At 67.0% G+C, this 16,783-nt stretch carries 15 protein-coding genes and 1 other RNA gene; 8 read left to right on the top strand and 8 right to left on the bottom strand.

The annotated features are described in order from the left end of the window. Position 1 precedes the first annotated feature (1 nt). Positions 2–967 (top strand): lipoyl synthase, encoded by a 966-nt coding sequence (lipA, locus tag AC1Z3W_RS28525; protein WP_124833199.1) that lies wholly within the window; start codon positions 2–4, stop codon positions 965–967. On the opposite strand, the gene AC1Z3W_RS28520 is transcribed toward lipA, so the two are convergent. The 8 genes from AC1Z3W_RS28520 to trxA form a co-directional block, all read right to left on the bottom strand. Then, positions 964–2,337: an MATE family efflux transporter gene (locus AC1Z3W_RS28520; RefSeq protein WP_057925266.1), complete on the bottom strand. Its 1,374-nt coding sequence runs from the start codon at positions 2,335–2,337 to the stop codon at positions 964–966. The two genes, lipA and AC1Z3W_RS28520, sit on opposite strands and share 4 nt — an antisense overlap. A gap of 2 nt (positions 2,338–2,339) precedes the next feature. Further along, on the bottom strand, positions 2,340–4,172 hold the full coding sequence (locus AC1Z3W_RS28515; protein ID WP_124833200.1) for an ArnT family glycosyltransferase: 1,833 nt from the start codon (positions 4,170–4,172) through the stop codon (positions 2,340–2,342). Between the two features lie 150 nt (positions 4,173–4,322). Then, positions 4,323–4,589 (bottom strand): type B 50S ribosomal protein L31, encoded by a 267-nt coding sequence (locus tag AC1Z3W_RS28510; protein WP_057925264.1) that lies wholly within the window; start codon positions 4,587–4,589, stop codon positions 4,323–4,325. A gap of 157 nt (positions 4,590–4,746) precedes the next feature. Then, positions 4,747–5,580, bottom strand: a complete 834-nt coding sequence (locus AC1Z3W_RS28505) for a M90 family metallopeptidase (RefSeq protein ID WP_483508994.1) — start codon at positions 5,578–5,580, stop codon at positions 4,747–4,749. A 38-nt stretch (positions 5,581–5,618) separates the two neighbouring features. Continuing rightward, positions 5,619–7,175, bottom strand: a complete 1,557-nt coding sequence (locus AC1Z3W_RS28500) for an MFS transporter (protein WP_483508992.1) — start codon at positions 7,173–7,175, stop codon at positions 5,619–5,621. Further along, on the bottom strand, positions 7,172–7,672 hold the full coding sequence (locus AC1Z3W_RS28495) for a MerR family transcriptional regulator (protein ID WP_057925261.1): 501 nt from the start codon (positions 7,670–7,672) through the stop codon (positions 7,172–7,174). The genes AC1Z3W_RS28500 and AC1Z3W_RS28495 overlap by 4 nt, the downstream gene beginning before the upstream one ends. 132 nt (positions 7,673–7,804) lie before the next feature. Next, positions 7,805–9,067, bottom strand: a complete 1,263-nt coding sequence (rho, locus tag AC1Z3W_RS28490) for a transcription termination factor Rho (protein ID WP_006478662.1) — start codon at positions 9,065–9,067, stop codon at positions 7,805–7,807. A 194-nt stretch (positions 9,068–9,261) separates the two neighbouring features. Further along, on the bottom strand, positions 9,262–9,588 hold the full coding sequence (gene trxA, locus AC1Z3W_RS28485; RefSeq protein WP_006402348.1) for a thioredoxin TrxA: 327 nt from the start codon (positions 9,586–9,588) through the stop codon (positions 9,262–9,264). Between the two features lie 403 nt (positions 9,589–9,991). Between trxA and ffs the strand changes: the two genes are divergently transcribed. From ffs to AC1Z3W_RS28450, 7 genes are all read left to right on the top strand, one after another. Further along, positions 9,992–10,090, top strand: an RNA gene (gene ffs / locus AC1Z3W_RS28480) — signal recognition particle sRNA small type. Between the two features lie 127 nt (positions 10,091–10,217). Then, entirely contained in the window at positions 10,218–12,554 is a 2,337-nt protein-coding gene (locus AC1Z3W_RS28475) for a DNA polymerase III subunit gamma/tau (RefSeq protein ID WP_483508991.1), read from the top strand. A gap of 94 nt (positions 12,555–12,648) precedes the next feature. Beyond that, a complete protein-coding gene (locus tag AC1Z3W_RS28470) occupies positions 12,649–12,975 on the top strand; it encodes a YbaB/EbfC family nucleoid-associated protein (protein WP_006755698.1) in 327 nt (108 codons plus the stop codon). 47 nt (positions 12,976–13,022) lie between these two features. After that, complete coding sequence (recR, locus tag AC1Z3W_RS28465; RefSeq protein ID WP_014896897.1) at positions 13,023–13,619, top strand: recombination mediator RecR; 597 nt, start codon at positions 13,023–13,025, stop codon at positions 13,617–13,619. A gap of 48 nt (positions 13,620–13,667) precedes the next feature. Next, complete coding sequence (locus AC1Z3W_RS28460; protein WP_057925259.1) at positions 13,668–14,873, top strand: CaiB/BaiF CoA transferase family protein; 1,206 nt, start codon at positions 13,668–13,670, stop codon at positions 14,871–14,873. A gap of 218 nt (positions 14,874–15,091) precedes the next feature. After that, a complete protein-coding gene (gene surE, locus AC1Z3W_RS28455; protein WP_057925258.1) occupies positions 15,092–15,853 on the top strand; it encodes a 5'/3'-nucleotidase SurE in 762 nt (253 codons plus the stop codon). Beyond that, positions 15,850–16,779, top strand: a complete 930-nt coding sequence (locus tag AC1Z3W_RS28450) for a protein-L-isoaspartate(D-aspartate) O-methyltransferase (RefSeq protein ID WP_057925434.1) — start codon at positions 15,850–15,852, stop codon at positions 16,777–16,779. The genes surE and AC1Z3W_RS28450 overlap by 4 nt, the downstream gene beginning before the upstream one ends. The last annotated feature ends 4 nt before the right edge of the window (positions 16,780–16,783 follow it).

Below are 16,783 nucleotides of genomic sequence, written 5' to 3'. Positions count from 1 at the left end.
GATGGCCGCCGCGCTCGAACGCCCCAGCCTTACCGCGCTCGGCCAGCCGGGCGCGAGGAGCCGCGACAAGCTCGCGCGCATTCCGGTGCGCGTCGAGCCCGCGGTCGGCGCGGCGCTGCCGAAGCCGCCGTGGCTGCGGGCGCGGCCGATGATGGGCGGGGCGGTCGCCGACATGGCGGCCGTGCTGCGCGATCACCGGCTGCATTCCGTCTGCGAGGAGGCGATGTGCCCGAACATCGGCGAATGCTTCGCGCAGCGCACCGCGACCTTCATGATCATGGGCGGGCTGTGCACGCGGCGCTGCCCGTTCTGCGACGTCGCACACGGCCGCCCTGATCCGCTCGATCCCGACGAGCCCGCGCGGCTCGCCGCCGCGGTCGCGGCGCTCGGGCTGCGCTACGTCGTGATCACGTCGGTCGATCGCGACGACCTGCGCGACGGTGGGGCCGCGCATTTCGCCGCCTGCATCGCGGCGGTGCGCGCGAGCGTGCCGGGCATCGGCGTCGAGGTGCTGACGCCCGATTTCCGCGGCCGCGTTCCACGTGCGCTCGATGCGTTGTCGTCGGCGTGGCCGGACGTGTTCAATCACAATATCGAAACCGTGCCGTCGCTGTATCGGGCGGCGCGGCCCGGCGCCGACTATCGCGGTTCGCTCGAACTGCTCGCGCAGGCGAAGGCCGCGCGGCCGACGCTCGTGACGAAATCGGGATTGATGCTCGGGCTCGGCGAGCGCGACGACGAGGTGCGGGACACGCTGCGCGACCTGCGTGCGCACGAGGTCGACGTATTGACACTCGGGCAGTATCTCGCGCCGTCCGCGCACCATCTGCCGGTGCGGCGCTACGTGAGCCCCGAGGCGTTCGCCGCGTGGCGCGACGAGGGGCTCGCGCTCGGTTTCAGGGAAGTCGTTGCCGGCCCGCTCGTGAGATCGTCTTATCACGCGGCCGACGTGCTGGAGGATGCTTAAACCGCGGGCCGAGTGTCTGCGCTAACGGACAGCTGCGCGCGGCTGACGTGTCGCAGGTAGAGCGCGAGGCCCGCGCCCGCGAGCATCAGGCTGACCGTGTTCGCGAACCAGAAGCCGCGCGCGCCGGTCAGCCATGCCGGCGCGATGCCGCCGACGTCGAAGCCGAGCACGTAGCCGCCGCCGAGCCCGACGCCCCACAGCGCGACCGCATAGATCACGGTCGGCACGACCGCGACCTTGTACGCGCGCAGCACGAATGCGGACGTGATCTGCAGCGCATCGAAGAAGTGGTAGCAGGTGACGATCGCGACCAGCGGCAGCGCGGCGGCGGCGACGGCCGGGTTTGGCGTGTAGCCGCTGACGATCAGCGGCCGCAGCGTAAACACGAGCACGCCGTAAGCGGCCGCGATCCCGCACGCGAGCATCACGCTGTGCCGGCCGAGCAGGCGCGCCTCGTCCGGGCGGCCGGCACCGAGTGCGCGCGCGACGAGCGTCGAGGCTGCGACGCCGATCGACAGCGGCGTCATGTACAGCACCGCGCCGATGTTGCCGGCAATCTGGTGGCCGGCGAGCGTCGTCGTGCCGAACTGCGCGATGAAAAGCGCCATGCACGTGTACGACGTGACCTCGATCAGGTACGACAGGCCCATCGGCACGCCGAGCTTCAGGATCGCCTTCTGGCGCGCCCATACGGGCCAGCAAAAGCGGGCGAAGATCGTGAGCGGTGCGAACACGTCGAGCTTCGCGAGCAGCGTGAAGCCGATCAGCGCGAGCGCCCAGTTGATCAGTGTGCTCGCGAGCCCGCAACCGGGGCCGCCGAGGGCCGGCACGCCGAACCCGCCGAAGATGAACAACACGTTGAGCGGAAACTTCAGCAGCAGCGCGCCGACCTGCAGGATCATCGCGAGGCGCGGCTTGCCGGCCGCATTGGTCAGCGCGTTGTAGATCCGGAACACGAGGCTCGCCGGCAGGCCGTACGACAGGATGCGCAGGTAATCGACGGTGCGGTCGTGCAGCGCGGGCGGTGCATGGGCGATGTGCAGCAGCGGTTCGGGAAAATGCAGCAGCAGGAAGCCGGGCACCGCGAGCATCAGCGCGAGCCACAGCGCCTGGCGGACTTCCTCGCCGATCTCCGCATAGCGCCGCGCGCCGTACAGCTGTCCGGTGATCGGCTGCAGCGCGGACAGGATGCCCGTCATCCCGATATAGACCGACACATAGATCGACGAACCGAGCCCGAGCGCGGCCAGGTCGATGGCCGAGTAGCGGCCGACCATCGCCGTGTCGATCACGCCGAACGCGATGATCGCGAGCTGGCCGACGAGCACCGGCCATGCGAGACCGACGATCCGACGGATGTCGGCGAACATCGTCAATCGACCGTCCGGTGACGCGGGCCGCGGCGCTTGACGGGCGTCGTCGGCCGCTCGATACGCTCGTACAGGCGGAAGCGCTCGTCCCGGTCGGCGACGCGGCGGCCTTCCCACACGAGACGCCACACGTATTGCGACATCGCGCTGGGCTCGCCGAAGTCTGCGCGGTCCTGGCGCAGGATCACGTCGCAGTCGCCGGAGAATTCGAAGTGCATGTCGCCGAAGTACGCGAAGGTCGCGATCTGCGCATCGCCGAGCCGGACAGGCGAGATGCACTCATAGTCTTTCGGCAAATGGGACGCGATCTGTTGCGCGACGTCGCTGTAGGTGCGGCCGTAGTTGACGATCGGCAGCCACAGCGTCATCAGCAGCACCCACATCAGTGTGGTGCCCGCACCCGACAGCACGACGCTGCGCCACAGCACCTTCGGCTGGCGTGAGATGCGCCAGCGCGCGAGCAGGCACCAGCACACGGTGACGATCACCGCGCAGATGAACGACAGGATCTTGAAGTGCGGCTCGTAGCCCGGCACGAGGCGCGCGAGGTTGCGCGCGAGCGGATGCGGGAAGCCGGTGAGCGACGCGAGCCACACGAGCCACACGAAGGTGCCGAGGATCGTGAAGCTCAGCACCGCGAACCAGTCGAACGCATTGATCGCGCCGCGCTTGAGAGTCGGCAGCGCGAAGGTGGCGAGCACCGCGAGCGGCGGCAGCAGCAGCATGTACATGCGGTTCGACTGCTGGCTCTGCAGGATCACGAGTGCGATGAGCGGCACCACGACCGACAGCGGAATCGCGACGTGCGCGCGGCGGCGCATGCCGGCCCAGCTCCACCAGGCCCAGATTGCGAGCGGCCATGCGGGCCACGTGAAGAGCGGCAGGTTCTTCGCCGCATAGCCGAGCACCGCGGTCGGCGGGCCCGAGAAGCGCATCAGGCTGCCGTGGATCCACTGGTTGAAGAACCACGCGGCGTCGTCGGGCGCCGCGTTGAGGGCGGCGAGCGGCCACAGCGCGAAGATCGCGGCTCCGAGCGGCACGCCGATCAGCGGCAGGCGCAGGTTGCGCATCTCCGGCGTGACGAGCCACAGCACAGCCGTGCCGGCGAGCAGCGCGACGACGAGCACCGGGTTGCCGGACAGGCCGACGAGGCCGATCGCGACGCCCCACCACAGCGCCCCTTGCATCGGTTTGTCGATGCCGCGCACGATGCCGTACACGAGCATCGCGATCCACGCGAACTGCGCGAGTTGCGGTGTCGTTTCGTGGCCGCGCTCCGCGAGCCCGAAGCACGCGACGAGGATCAGCAGCGCACCGTCGGCGAGCGTGCGGCCGTAGTCACGCGGTTCCGGTTCGCCACCGAACGCGTACTTGAACGGCTGAACCTCGGCGCGCCGGCCGAGCAGGTAGGCGGCGTACCAGACGAACGCGCACGCGACGCAGAACAGCACGCCCGTGTCGACGCGCGACGCGTTGCTCGCGTCGACCCACGGCGCCAGTGCGCGGATCGACAGTGCGCCGAGCCAGTAGCCGAGCGGCCCGTCGGTCGTGATGAACTTGCCGACGAGATTCGGCAGCAGCCAGTCATGCCAGCCGCCGGTGGCCATCGTCCACATCACGCCGAAGCCCGCCGCATCCTCGTTCTTCCACGGGTCGCGGCCGAACAGGCCGAACGCCGCGTAGACGAGGCAGAGCGTGAGCAGCAGCCAGCGCGGCAGCGCGCGCGTGGCGGAGGCGGTGAGACGAACGACAGGCTTCATGCAGATGAGCGATTTGTTATGAGCGGGCGGCCGGCGCGGTCGTGCGCGGACGAGCCGGATTCGAGCATCCGGCATTGTAGACGCGCCGGCCGTTGCGCGTCAGACGATTGCCCGGGCGCCGGCCGGCGGTTGGCAGTTTCCCGGCGAGCGGAGACAAAAAAGGGCAGCCTGGGCTGCCCTTTCGTGCGGTACCGGTGCGTTGCAACCACCGGATCGGTACAAAGCTTACTTTGCAGTAGCCTTGCCGTTGGCGCGTGCGCCGAACTTGTTCTTGAACTTCTCGACACGGCCTGCCGTGTCCATGATCTTTTGCTGACCCGTGTAGAACGAGTGCGATTCCGACGACACTTCGATCTTGGCGAGCGGGTAGGTCTTGCCTTCGTGTTCGATGGTTTCACGCGTCTGGATCGTCGAGCGCGTGATGAACTTGAAGCCGTTCGACATGTCTTGGAAGACGACTTCGCGGTAGTCCGGGTGAATGCCAGGTTTCATGATGTTCCTTGGTGAGAGCGGTAGCCAACCCGCCGCTTGCCGTGCCGGATCGCACGAATTTGCGCGATTCAGCCGACGTCAAGCCCGGCGCGAGCCACTTGCCTAAGGTCGAAAAGCGGCAATTATGCCAGAAAATCAGACGGTTGACGAATTATTTTCAGCGCGCGTCGAGGGCGCCCGTCCGGGCCGGATCCTGTCGGTAGTAGCGGGCGAGCAGCCGGTAGAGCTCCGGAAATTCGGACTCGAACGCGCGCGGCCGCACGAACAGCGCCTCGCTGCACACGGCGAAGAACTCCGACGGGTGATCGGCTGCATAGGGATCGATCAGCGATTCCCGTTCGAAGCGTGTCCACGCGCGATCCGGCACCGCGTCGACCCGTGCGCAGAACTGGTCGTACGCATGCTCGAACACGTCGGCCCACGCCTGCGCGTCGAGGTGCGGCGCGTGCCAGCGGCGAAAGAGGGGCGGATACCCGTCGGCTTCGCCGTTGACCATGTCGATCTTGTGCGCGAACTCGTGGATCACGACGTTGTACGCGTCGCGGCCGTCCGTCATTTGTGCGTCTTCCCACGACAGGATCACCGGGCCGCCTTCCCACGCTTCGCCGCTCGCGTCCTGCTCGACTTCATGGACGACGCCGTCCTCGTCCTGCACGGTCTTGCGGATCACGAATTCGCCCGGATACACGACGACGCCGACCCAGCCGTCATACAGCGACAAATCGAGATTCAGCACGGGCAGGCACGCCTGCGCGGCGATCGCGACGATCATCTCGTCGGTCAGCTCGAGCCCGTGTGCGGTCGAAAACGACTTCTTCGCGATGAACAGGCTCGTCAGCTCGCGCAGCCGGCCCAGGTCGCCGGGCGGCAGCGCGTCGAGAAACGGCAGGCGCGCGACGGTGTCCTGCCACAGCGCATCGGGAATCGAATGGCTGCGCAGCGCGCGGTCGCGTCGACGGTCGTCGAACCAGCGGGTCAGTTTCGAGAGCATGGAGGCAGCGCGGGAAAATCCAAAGCCTGACTTTTAACTCAATCGATCTCTTTTTGCCATGCCGCGAAGAGGCCGCCGACCAGCGCGACGCCCGCGAGGAAATAGAAACCGTCGAGCGACGCGAGGAACGACGCCTGTTGCGCGACCATCCTCGCGATCGACGCGATCGCGAGGGCGTGCGCCTCGTTCAGTGCATGGCCGGCGGCCGCATAGCTGCGTGCGAGGGCGTCGACGGTCTGCTGGAACAGCGGATCGAACACGCTCGCGCGCTCGACGAGCCGCGTCTGATGCACGGCCAGCCGGTGCTGCTCGACGATGATCACCGACGACGTCGCGAACGAGATCGTCAGTTGCCGCACGATGTTCTTCAGCCGGTAGCCGTGCGTGTATTCGTCGATCGCGAAGATGCGGAACGTCAGGTTCGCGACCGGCAGCACGATGAACAGCAACAGCAACCCGCGCAGCAGCAGCGGGACGATCAGTGCGGCCTCGCCGACCTGCGGCGTCATCCGCGTCATCCACAGCGCGGCGACGATCGCGATCGCGAAACCCGGCACCACGAACCATTTCTTGTGCGTGACGTGCTTCGCATAGCACAGGTAGGCGAACAGCGCCGTCGCCGAGATCAGCGACATCGTGCCGACCAGGCGCCCGGCGTTCTCGACCGGATAGCCGAGCCCGCCTTCGAGCAGGCGGGAGGTCAGGTAGCTGAAGCCGGTCGACTCGTAGTAATAGAACATGTACAGCAGCAGCCCGACCTGGAACGTGCGCTCGCGAAGCGCATGCAGCCGCACGAGCGGCGTCGGATGGTTCCACTGGTGATAGGCGAACCACGCGAGCGCGCCGAGACCGGCGAACGTCAGCATGATCAGCATCGGCGAGCCGCTGTAGAGTTGGTAGTGCACCTGCTGCAGCACGATCTGCAGCGCACCTTGCGCGAGCGCGAACACGACGTACGGCCAGAAATGCCCGGAGCCGCGTTCGTCGTCGCGCGTCCTGCCCGAATCGGGCAACGTGAGGAGCGCGAGGATCGAGAACGCGATGCCCGCGGGTGCCGTGCATGCGAACAGCGCGCGCCACGTCGAATGCGCGACCAGCAGCCCGCCGACGATCGGCGCAAGCGCGCTGCCGAGCAGGATCATGCCCAGGAACGCGCGCGTGGCCGGCGGCCGCTCCTGCGGTTTGAAGCTGATCTGGATCAGGATCCGGCACGCACCCATCATCGGGCCGATGAAGTAGCCCTGGAAGCCGCGCGCGAACGCGAGTTCGAGCGACGTGTCGGCGAGTGCGGCCGCGATCGCGCCGAACGAGAACATCAGCATGCAGCCGGCGACGTAGCGGCGATGTCCGAGCCGGTCGACCCACCATTGCTGCTGCAGGATGCCGAGCACGGCCGTGACCGCATACGCGCTCGACGACCACACGAGTTCGTCGGGTGACGCGTTGATACCGCCCGCGATGTAGCTTGCGAAGAACGAGAAGGTCGCGTTGTCGAAATAGTCGATGCCGGTGACGAGCGCGAGCGCCCACGGGAACAGGTCTGCGCGCAGGTTCGCGCGACTCCACAGCGGCGAGCGACCGGGCGCGACGTTCATTCCCGATCCTTGCGCGCGCGTCGTGTGCCGGCTTCGGCCTGCCGCTGCGCGATCAGCGCGTCGGGGTTTTCACCGGCGAGCCGCCGCTCGATGTAGTCGATGTCGTGCTGCAGTTCCTTGCGCAGCGCAACGGCTTCCTTCAGTTCGCGCTGGACGGCCGCGATCCGCTGGTCGAGCGTGTCGATCTGCTCGGCCAGCCCCGTGCGGATGTCGCGTAATGATGCGTCCGAATAGCGGCGCCGGCCGTCGCCCGTTTCTTCGAGCGGGCGCTTGAGCATCTCGGTGATGCCGTGCAGCGAAAAGCCGAGCGCGCGCAGCCGCAAGATGCGGGCGAAGCGTTCGAGATCGGCTTCGTCGTAAAGGCGATAGCGGCCGCCGCTGCGCGACGGCGTGACGAGCCCGCGCTCTTCGTAATACTTCAGCGTGCGCGGCGTGACGCCGAGCCGCGATGCGGCATCGCTCACGGTCAGCAGCGAAGGGGAGGCGTCGTTCGGCATCGGGATGGCGCGGCTTCGGTCGGAATGGTGACGCGATTATAGATCAACCTGTACGTTTACGTACAGGTTGGGCCGGAAAAACGGCCGCCGGGCGAAACGCGCGGGCGGCCGTTCGTGGCGGGGCGAGGGCGATCAGCCGCCGCGACGCATCAGGTCGAAGAACTCGGAGTTGCTCTTCGTCTGGCGGATCTTGTCGAGCAGGAATTCCATGGCCTCGACTTCGTCCATGTCGTGGATGAACTTGCGCAGCACCCAGATCTTTTGCAGGATCTCGGGCTTGATCAGCATTTCTTCGCGACGCGTGCCCGACTTGTTCAGGTTGATCGACGGATAGACGCGCTTTTCCGCGAGACGGCGCTCGAGGTGCACTTCCATGTTGCCGGTGCCCTTGAATTCTTCGTAGATCACGTCGTCCATGCGGCTGCCGGTTTCGATCAGCGCGGTGCCGATGATCGTCAGCGAGCCGCCTTCCTCGATGTTGCGCGCCGCACCGAAGAAGCGCTTCGGACGCTGCAGTGCGTTTGCGTCGACACCGCCCGTCAGCACCTTGCCCGATGCCGGGATCACGGTGTTGTACGCGCGTGCGAGACGCGTGATCGAGTCGAGCAGAATCACGACGTCGTGCTTCATTTCGACGAGGCGCTTGGCCTTCTCGATCACCATTTCGGCGACCTGCACGTGACGCGTGGCCGGTTCGTCGAACGTCGATGCGATCACTTCGCCGGCGACCGAACGCTGCATTTCGGTCACTTCTTCAGGGCGCTCGTCGATCAGCAGCACGAACAGGATGACGTCCGGGTGGTTCTGCTTGATCGCATGTGCGATGTGCTGGAGCATCACGGTCTTGCCCGACTTCGGCGACGCGACGAGCAGGCCGCGCTGGCCCTTGCCGATCGGCGCGATCATGTCGATGATGCGGCCCGTGACGTTCTCCTCGCCGCGCATTTCGCGTTCGAGCGACAGCGGCTTGTTCGGGTGCAGCGGCGTGAGGTTCTCGAACATGATCTTGTGTTTCGAGGCCTCGGGCGGCTGCCCGTTGACTTTGTCGACCTTCACCAGCGCAAAGTAGCGCTCGCCGTCCTTCGGCGTGCGGACTTCACCTTCGATCGTGTCGCCGGTGTGCAGGTTGAAGCGGCGGATCTGCGACGGGCTGATATAGATGTCGTCGGTGCTCGCGAGGTACGACATTTCCGGCGAGCGCAGGAAGCCGAAACCGTCCGGCAGCACTTCGAGCGTACCGTCGCCGAAGATCGTCTCTCCCGTCTTGGCGCGCTTTTTGAGAATGGCGAACATCAACTCCTGCTTGCGCAGGCGGTTCGCGTTTTCGATCTCCAGGCCATTGGCCATTTCGATCAGTTCGGACACGTGCAGAGACTTGAGCTCGGATAAATGCATACGGAGAACCCGCCAGGGAGGAGAAGCGACGAAAAGAAATAAGGGAGGAGGGCGAGCGGAGGCGCTCTGAGACTTAATGCGTCTTGTAGACGTTTTTTGATTCTAGCATACGCCGATTCGTGCCTGAGCGGCCGATCGGCGGCTTGACGGCGGACGTGTTGCCGGTTGACAACACGTCCGCGGAACGGCCGGTATTACAGGTGGCTGTCCAGGAATGCGGTGAGCTGCGACTTCGACAGCGCGCCGACCTTCTGTGCGGCAGCTGCGCCGTTCTTGAACAGGATCAGCGTCGGGATGCCGCGCACGCCGAACTTCGCAGGCGTTGCCTGGTTGTCGTCGACGTTGATCTTTGCGATCTGCAGCTTGTCGCCGTAGTCCTTCGCGACTTCGTCGAGGATCGGGGCGATCATCTTGCACGGGCCGCACCATTCGGCCCAGAAGTCGACGAGCACGGGCTTGTCGGATTTGACGACGTCCTGTTCGAACGATGCGTCGCTGATGTGTTTGATCTGTTCGCTCATTGGGTCAATACCTCTTACGGTTCGGGGACTGCCTGCTTGGCGCGTTGCGGCGCTCCGGCGGCCTGTCGGCTGCCGGCCGCTGCGGCAGGTCACTCCGCTCTCCGGAAGGAAGGGCGTAAGCGCTGCATGGCGCGGCTCGCGGGTCGTTCGGGCGTCATATTAGCCTAAATTGCTATCTGCTGCGGGCGGCGATAGTAGCCGCTACGCGAGTAGGGGTACGACGCGCCGTTCGACCGTTGCGCTCCGAAGGTGGAGGCAGGCCCGCAAAATGCAAGAGGCGCGGTAACTTCCTGCGTGCCTGAACCGGCGCCATGCGCCCACGCGCGCGCCGGTTTGCTCGATCATTCGCATTGTTGCGAACAAACGGTCGCATTCGGCTGGAAGCGATGATAGAATATGCCGTGACGGGCCTCCTCGCATGGTGGGGCGGTGAACCTGGTCAGGTCGGGAACGAAGCAGCCACAATCGTTTTCCGCCAGTGCCGAGGGTTGGGCTCGTCACCTTTCTTCTCGCCCCGTTCGCCGGGCGTTTTTTATTTCTGCGTCATTCTCCGTTTTGCCCTCGCTTTGCCCGTCTTCCGCACCGTTTCGCGTGTCGGCGCGATGCAGCGTTACTGATACAATTTCTCGATGACCTATCAAGTTCTCGCACGCAAGTGGCGTCCGAAGGATTTCGCTTCGCTCGTCGGCCAGGAGCACGTCGTCAGGGCGCTCACGCACGCGCTCGACGGCGGGCGTCTCCATCACGCCTATCTGTTTACCGGAACCCGCGGCGTCGGCAAGACGACGCTGTCGCGGATCTTCGCGAAGGCGCTCAACTGTGAAACCGGCGTCACGTCGCAGCCGTGCGGCGTGTGCCGCTCGTGCCGCGAGATCGACGAAGGCCGCTTCGTCGACTACGTCGAGATGGATGCGGCGAGCAACCGCGGCGTCGACGAGATGGCCGCGCTGCTCGAGCGCGCGGTCTACGCGCCCGTCGATGCACGCTTCAAGGTCTACATGATCGACGAAGTGCACATGCTGACGAACCACGCGTTCAACGCGATGCTGAAGACGCTCGAGGAGCCGCCGCCGCACGTCAAGTTCATTCTCGCGACGACCGATCCGCAGAAGATTCCCGTCACCGTGCTGTCGCGCTGCCTGCAGTTCAACCTGAAGCAGATGCCGGCCGGGCACATCGTGTCGCATCTCGAACGGATCCTCGGCGAAGAACAGATCTCGTTCGAGCAGCAGGCGCTGCGTCTGCTCGCGCGCGCCGCACAGGGCAGCATGCGCGATGCGCTGTCGCTGACCGACCAGGCGATCGCCTATTCGGCGAACGAAGTGACCGAATCGGCGGTATCGGGCATGCTTGGCGCGCTCGACCAGACCTACATGGTGCGCCTGCTCGATGCGCTCGCGGCCGGCAACGGCCCGGAGATCCTCGCGATCGCCGACGAGATGTCGCTGCGCAGCCTGTCATTTTCCACCGCGCTGCAGGATCTCGCGAGCCTGCTGCACCGGATCGCATGGGCGCAGTTCGCGCCGGGCTCGGTGCTCGACGAATGGCCGGAAGCGGCCGATCTGCGTCGCTTCGCGCAGACGCTGAGCCCCGAGCAGGTTCAGCTGTTCTATCAGATCGCGACGGTCGGACGTGCCGAGCTCGGCCTTGCGCCGGACGAATACGCCGGTTTTACGATGACGTTGCTGCGGATGCTCGCATTCGAGCCGGCCGTCGGCACCGGCAGTGTGCCGGGCGGCCAGCCGGCCATGCCGCGTGCCGCACCCGCGCCGCGTGCGGCGGCCGCCGCTGCATCGGCGACCGCGCCCAAGTCACCGTCGGCACCGGCTGCTGCCGTGGAGGCAGCGCGCCCGCAAGTTGCCGCTCCGGTCGCGCCCGCGGCGCGCCCGTCGCCGGCCCAGTCTGACGATGCAGTGACTTCGCCTGCCGTGAAGCCCGCTTCGACACCGGCAGCGGCATTGGCCGAAGCGCCGGCCACAGCACAGCCGCAAGCGAATCCGGCACCTCGGACGGCAGCGGCGAGCGATGTGCCGCCGGCCGTCCGCGACGAATCCGAAACGCCTGCAGCCGCCAACCGCATCGACGAACCTGCAGCGCCCGCCGAACCGGCGCCGCGTGCTGCGCCGGCCGCGCGTCCGTCGGCCCGCGGCGGCGCTGCTGCCGCACTGGACGTGCTGCGCAATGCCGGCATGCGCGTGTCGTCCGACCGCTCGCGGGCGGGCGCCGCGCCGAAGCCGGCGGCAGCCCAGCCGGCCGTCGAGAAACCGGCGTCGTCGCGTCCTGCCGTGCAGGTGCCGACGCCGCGTGCGGCGGCTCGCGCACCGCAGGCTGCCGATGCGCGCCAGGCGCCGCCGCCGTGGGAAGACATCCCGCCGGACGAATACGTGCCGCTCAGCGCCGACGAGATGTTCGGCGGCGCGGCCGACGACGGCTTCGTCCCGGTATTCGACAGCGGTCCCGACGACGTGCGCATTGCGCCGACGCCGGCGGAAGCTCGCCCGTCCGCACCGGTCGACACGCGTCCGCTGCCGCCCGCGATCGCGCTCGATCCCGTCGGCTTCGACGGTGAATGGCCGGCGCTTGCCGCCCGGCTGTCGCTGAAGGGTGTCGCCTATCAACTCGCGTTCAACAGCGAACTGACGGCCGTCGATGCGACGACGTTGAAACTGTCCGTGCCGGTGCCGCAGTATGCAGACGCCGCCCAGGTCGCGAAGCTGAAGGCCGCGCTTGCCGACGCGCTCGGCAAGCCGGTCGAGGTCGCGGTCGAGGTGGGGCCCGCGCGGCGCACCGCGGCGGCGCTCGATGCAGCCGCACGCGCGGCACGCCAGCGCGAGGCCGAGCAGGACATCCATGGCGATCCGTTCGTCCAGCAACTCGTGCGTGACTTCGGCGCGCGCATCGTCGAGGGCTCGGTGCGGCCGCTCGCCGATTCGACGCCGGACGGCACGCCGCCGACGCTGCATTGAACGCATTGCACCGCGACAGGCACAATCACGCCCGCACACATTGACCGGCACGCGCCGCGGGCCGGTTTTCACACGATCAAGAAGGAGTATTCCCATGTTGAAAGGCAACCTCGCCGGATTGATGAAGCAAGCGCAGCAAATGCAGGAAAACATGAAGAAGATGCAGGAGCAGCTTGCGCAGATCGAAGTCGAAGGGCAGTCGGGTGCGGGCCTCGTCAAGGTGACGATGACCTGCCGCAACGAAGTGCGTCGCGTGGCGATCGACCCGAGCCTGCTCGCGGACGACAAGGACATGCTCGAGGATCTGGTCGCGGCCGCGTTCAACGATGCCGTGCGCAAGGCCGAAGCGACGTCGCAGGAAAAGATGAGCGGCATGACGTCGGGCCTGCCGCTGCCCCCGGGCTTCAAGCTGCCGTTCTGAGCACAGCGTCCGTTCAGCCCGTTCAGCCTTCAGCCTTCAGCCGCCGTATGAAACAGCCGTCCGCCCTGTCCGCGCTCGTTGAAGCGTTGCGCGTATTGCCCGGCGTCGGGCCGAAATCCGCGCAGCGCATGGCGTACCACCTGATGCAGCACGATCGGGAGGGCGCGGAGCGGCTCGGCCGGTCGCTGCTGTTCGCGACCGAGCACCTGCAGCACTGCGAGAAGTGCAACACGTTCACGGAAGCGCAGATCTGCGAGGTGTGCAGCGACGAGGAGCGTGATCCGACGCTGCTGTGCGTCGTCGAGACGCCGGCCGACCAGATCATGCTCGAGCAGACGATGACGTATCGCGGGCTGTATTTCGTGCTGATGGGGCGGCTGAGCCCGCTCGACGGGATCGGCCCGAAGGAAATCCATTTCGACCGCCTCGTGCGGCGCGCGTCCGACGGGATCGTCAAGGAGGTCGTGCTCGCGACCAACTTCACGAACGAGGGCGAAGCCACCGCGCACTACCTCGGCCAGACGCTGAAGGCGCGGGGGCTCGCGGTCACGCGCCTCGCGCGCGGCGTGCCGGTGGGCGGCGAGCTCGAATACGTCGACGCGGGCACCATCGCCCGCGCGATGCTCGACCGCCGCACGATGTAAGCAGGGCGCCGCCGGCCGGCGGCGTCGTTCCTCATGTCAGGGAGACACATGAGCACCAGCCAGGGCCCGCTCGCGGGCGTCAAAGTGCTCGAATTCGGGACGCTGATCGCGGGGCCGTTCGCGTCGCGCCTCTTTGCCGAATTCGGCGCGGAAGTGATCAAGATCGAGGATCCGAACGGCGGCGACCCGCTGCGCAAGTGGCGCAAGCTGCATCCGGAGCAGGGCGGCACGTCGCTGTGGTGGTCGGTCCAGGCGCGCAACAAGAAATCGGTCACCCTCAACCTGAAATCCGATGCCGGCAAGGCGATCGCGCGGCAGCTCGCGCGCGAGGCCGACATCGTGATCGAAAACTTCCGCCCGGGCCTGCTCGAGAAGCTCGGGCTCGGCTACGACGTGCTGTCGGCCGACAACCCCGGTCTCGTGATGGTGCGCCTGTCCGGCTACGGGCAGACGGGCCCGTACCGCGACCGGCCCGGCTTCGGTGCGATTGCCGAATCGATGGGCGGATTGCGCCACATCACCGGCTATCCGGACCTGCCGCCGCCGCGTATCGGCATCTCGATCGGCGATTCGATCGCCGCGCTGCACGGTGTGATCGGCGCACTGATGGCGCTCCACCATCGCAAGGTGAACGGCGGTGCGGGGCAGGTGGTCGATGTTGCGCTGTATGAAGCGGTGTTCAACATGATGGAAAGCGTGGTGCCCGAGTACGGCGTGTACGGGATGGTGCGCGAGCGCACCGGCGCGTCGCTGCCGGGCATCGTACCGTCGAACACCTACGCGTGTTGCGACGGCAGCATCGTGATCGGCGGCAACAGCGACCCGATCTTCAAGCGGTTGATGAAGGCGATCGAGCGCGACGATCTCGCCGACGATCCTGCACTCGCACGGAACGACGGACGCGTGCCGCGCACGCAGGAAATCGACGACGCGATCGCCGCGTGGCTCGCGCCGCGCACGATCGACGACGCGCTGGCCGTGCTCAACGCGGCCGACGTGCCGGCCGGGCGCATCTACAGTGCTGCCGACATGTTCACCGATCCGCAGTTCGTCGCGCGGCAGATGATCCAGCGTTTCAAACTGGCCGACGGCACCGACATTCCGCTGCCGAACATCACGCCGAAGCTGTCCGACACGCCGGGCGAAACGCGCTGGCTCGGGCCCGAACTCGGCGAGCATACGGACGAGGTGCTGCGCGGCCTCGGCTACGACGCGCAGGCGATCGCCGCGCTGCGCGAAGCCGGCGCGATCTGAGCGCCGCGAGACCTGGCGCTGCGCGTCAGGTTTACCCGAGGGGGATTGCTCGACACTTTCTTCAGGACGGAAAGCTGCGTGCGGCCGGCATTTTCTCGAATTCGCAGAACACCGCCGCGCAACGCGGCGGCGCACCGCACGCGCATCGTGCGTGCGGACCCGCCCGCGGCCGCCGGACTGTCGCTCTCGCGCCATCTTTCCTCGGTTACAATCGCCGGATGCGAATCCTACTCAGCAACGACGACGGCTATCTCGCCCCCGGTCTCGCCGCGCTCAGCGACGCGCTGCAGCCGCTGGCCGACCTCACGGTGATCGCGCCCGAGCAGAACTGCAGCGGCGCATCGAATTCCCTCACGCTGTCGCGGCCGCTGTCGGTGCAGCGCGCGACGAATACGGGTTTCTTCTACGTGAACGGCACGCCGACCGATTCGGTGCACGTCGCGTTGACGGGGATGGCCGATGCGCGGCCGGACCTCGTGGTGTCGGGGATCAACAACGGCCAGAACATGGGCGAAGACACGCTCTATTCAGGGACGGTTGCGGCCGCGACCGAAGGCATCATGTTCGGCGTGCCGGCCATCGCGTTCTCGCTGGCCGACAAGGGCTGGGCGCATCTGGGGGACGCGGCGCGCGTCGCTGCGGAAATCGTCGAGCATTACCTCGCGCACCCGCTGCCTGGTCAGCCGCTGCTGAACGTCAATATTCCGAATCTGCCGTACGACGAACTGAAAGGCTGGAAGGTCACGCGCCTCGGCAAGCGTCACCCGTCCCAGCCGGTAATTCGCCAGACCGACCCGCGCGGCGAGCCGGTCTACTGGATCGGCGCCGCGGGTGCGGCGCTGGACGCGAGCGAAGGCACCGATTTCCACGCCGTCGCAAACGGTTTCGTATCGATCACGCCGCTGCAGCTCGATCTCACGCATACACAAATGCTGCCTGCAACGCGCGAATGGGCGCGCGCAGGAGGGCGGGCTTCATGAGCGGCGAGCGCGCGAAGCGGTTTCCGCTCGCGCTCGAAGATCTCAAGCGAGCGCCACGCAAATCGGAGGGCCGGTCCGGCGAGCGCCATGCGGCGATCGCGGCACCGAAGGCCGTCGACAAGCCCGCAGCCGCGCTCAAGCCGGTGGCGGTGAAAACGAGCGCTGCCCGAGCGCTGCCCGGCCCGGCCGCCGCGAAGCCGGCAACCACGCCGAAGCCGACCGTGCTGAAGCCCGCGCTGCCGAAGCCGGCCGCGCCCAGCGTCGCGCCGGCCGGTGCGTTCGCACTGACCTCGGAACGTGTGCGCGAGCGAATGGTCGAACGCCTGCGCGCGAACGGCGTAACCGACGCGCGTGTGCTGGATGCGATGGCCGCAGTGCCGCGCCACATGTTCGTGGATCCGGGGCTCGCGACGCAGGCCTACGAGGATTCCGCGTTGCCGATCGGCCACCAGCAAACGATTTCAAAGCCGTCGGTCGTCGCGCGCATGATCGAGCTCGCGACAGCTGGCCGCACGCTCGAGCGCGTCCTCGAGATCGGCACCGGTTGCGGCTACCAGGCCGCGGTGCTGAGTCACGTGGCACGCGACGTGTATTCGATTGAACGCATCAAGCCGCTCTACGAGCGCGCAAAGCTGAACCTGCGGCCGCTGCGCGTGCCGAACATCCGTCTGCATTATGGCGACGGGCGTGTCGGCCTGCCGTCCGCGGCCCCGTTCGACGCGATCGTGATCGCTGCGGCGGGGCTCGACGTGCCGCAGGCGCTGCTCGAGCAACTCGCGATCGGTGGGCGGCTCGTCGCGCCGGTCGGCGCGCAGAGCGGGCAGCATCAGGTGCTCACGCTTGTCGAGCGCGTCGCGCACGCGCAATGGCGAGAGTCGCGGCTTGATCGCGTTTTCTTTGTCCCTTTAAAATCCGGAGTGATTTGAAACC

Source organism: Burkholderia sp. 10_S31, from assembly GCF_056930375.1.
Note: the sequence above shows the minus strand (reverse complement) of the source record. Positions and strands in the feature narration are given on the sequence as shown.

Bases quoted from the DNA above. Each gene is read 5' to 3' on its own strand.
- lipA (WP_124833199.1), top strand. From the start codon at position 2: ATGGCCGCCGCGCTCGAACGCCCCAGCCTTACCGCGCTCGGCCAGCCG.
- AC1Z3W_RS28520 (WP_057925266.1), bottom strand. From the start codon at position 2,337: ATGTTCGCCGACATCCGTCGGATCGTCGGTCTCGCATGGCCGGTGCTC.
- AC1Z3W_RS28515 (WP_124833200.1), bottom strand. From the start codon at position 4,172: ATGCCGGATGCTCGAATCCGGCTCGTCCGCGCACGACCGCGCCGGCCG.
- AC1Z3W_RS28510 (WP_057925264.1), bottom strand. From the start codon at position 4,589: ATGAAACCTGGCATTCACCCGGACTACCGCGAAGTCGTCTTCCAAGAC.
- AC1Z3W_RS28505 (WP_483508994.1), bottom strand. From the start codon at position 5,580: ATGCTCTCGAAACTGACCCGCTGGTTCGACGACCGTCGACGCGACCGC.
- AC1Z3W_RS28500 (WP_483508992.1), bottom strand. From the start codon at position 7,175: ATGAACGTCGCGCCCGGTCGCTCGCCGCTGTGGAGTCGCGCGAACCTG.
- AC1Z3W_RS28495 (WP_057925261.1), bottom strand. From the start codon at position 7,672: ATGCCGAACGACGCCTCCCCTTCGCTGCTGACCGTGAGCGATGCCGCA.
- rho (WP_006478662.1), bottom strand. From the start codon at position 9,067: ATGCATTTATCCGAGCTCAAGTCTCTGCACGTGTCCGAACTGATCGAA.
- trxA (WP_006402348.1), bottom strand. From the start codon at position 9,588: ATGAGCGAACAGATCAAACACATCAGCGACGCATCGTTCGAACAGGAC.
- AC1Z3W_RS28475 (WP_483508991.1), top strand. From the start codon at position 10,218: ATGACCTATCAAGTTCTCGCACGCAAGTGGCGTCCGAAGGATTTCGCT.
- AC1Z3W_RS28470 (WP_006755698.1), top strand. From the start codon at position 12,649: ATGTTGAAAGGCAACCTCGCCGGATTGATGAAGCAAGCGCAGCAAATG.
- recR (WP_014896897.1), top strand. From the start codon at position 13,023: ATGAAACAGCCGTCCGCCCTGTCCGCGCTCGTTGAAGCGTTGCGCGTA.
- AC1Z3W_RS28460 (WP_057925259.1), top strand. From the start codon at position 13,668: ATGAGCACCAGCCAGGGCCCGCTCGCGGGCGTCAAAGTGCTCGAATTC.
- surE (WP_057925258.1), top strand. From the start codon at position 15,092: ATGCGAATCCTACTCAGCAACGACGACGGCTATCTCGCCCCCGGTCTC.
- AC1Z3W_RS28450 (WP_057925434.1), top strand. From the start codon at position 15,850: ATGAGCGGCGAGCGCGCGAAGCGGTTTCCGCTCGCGCTCGAAGATCTC.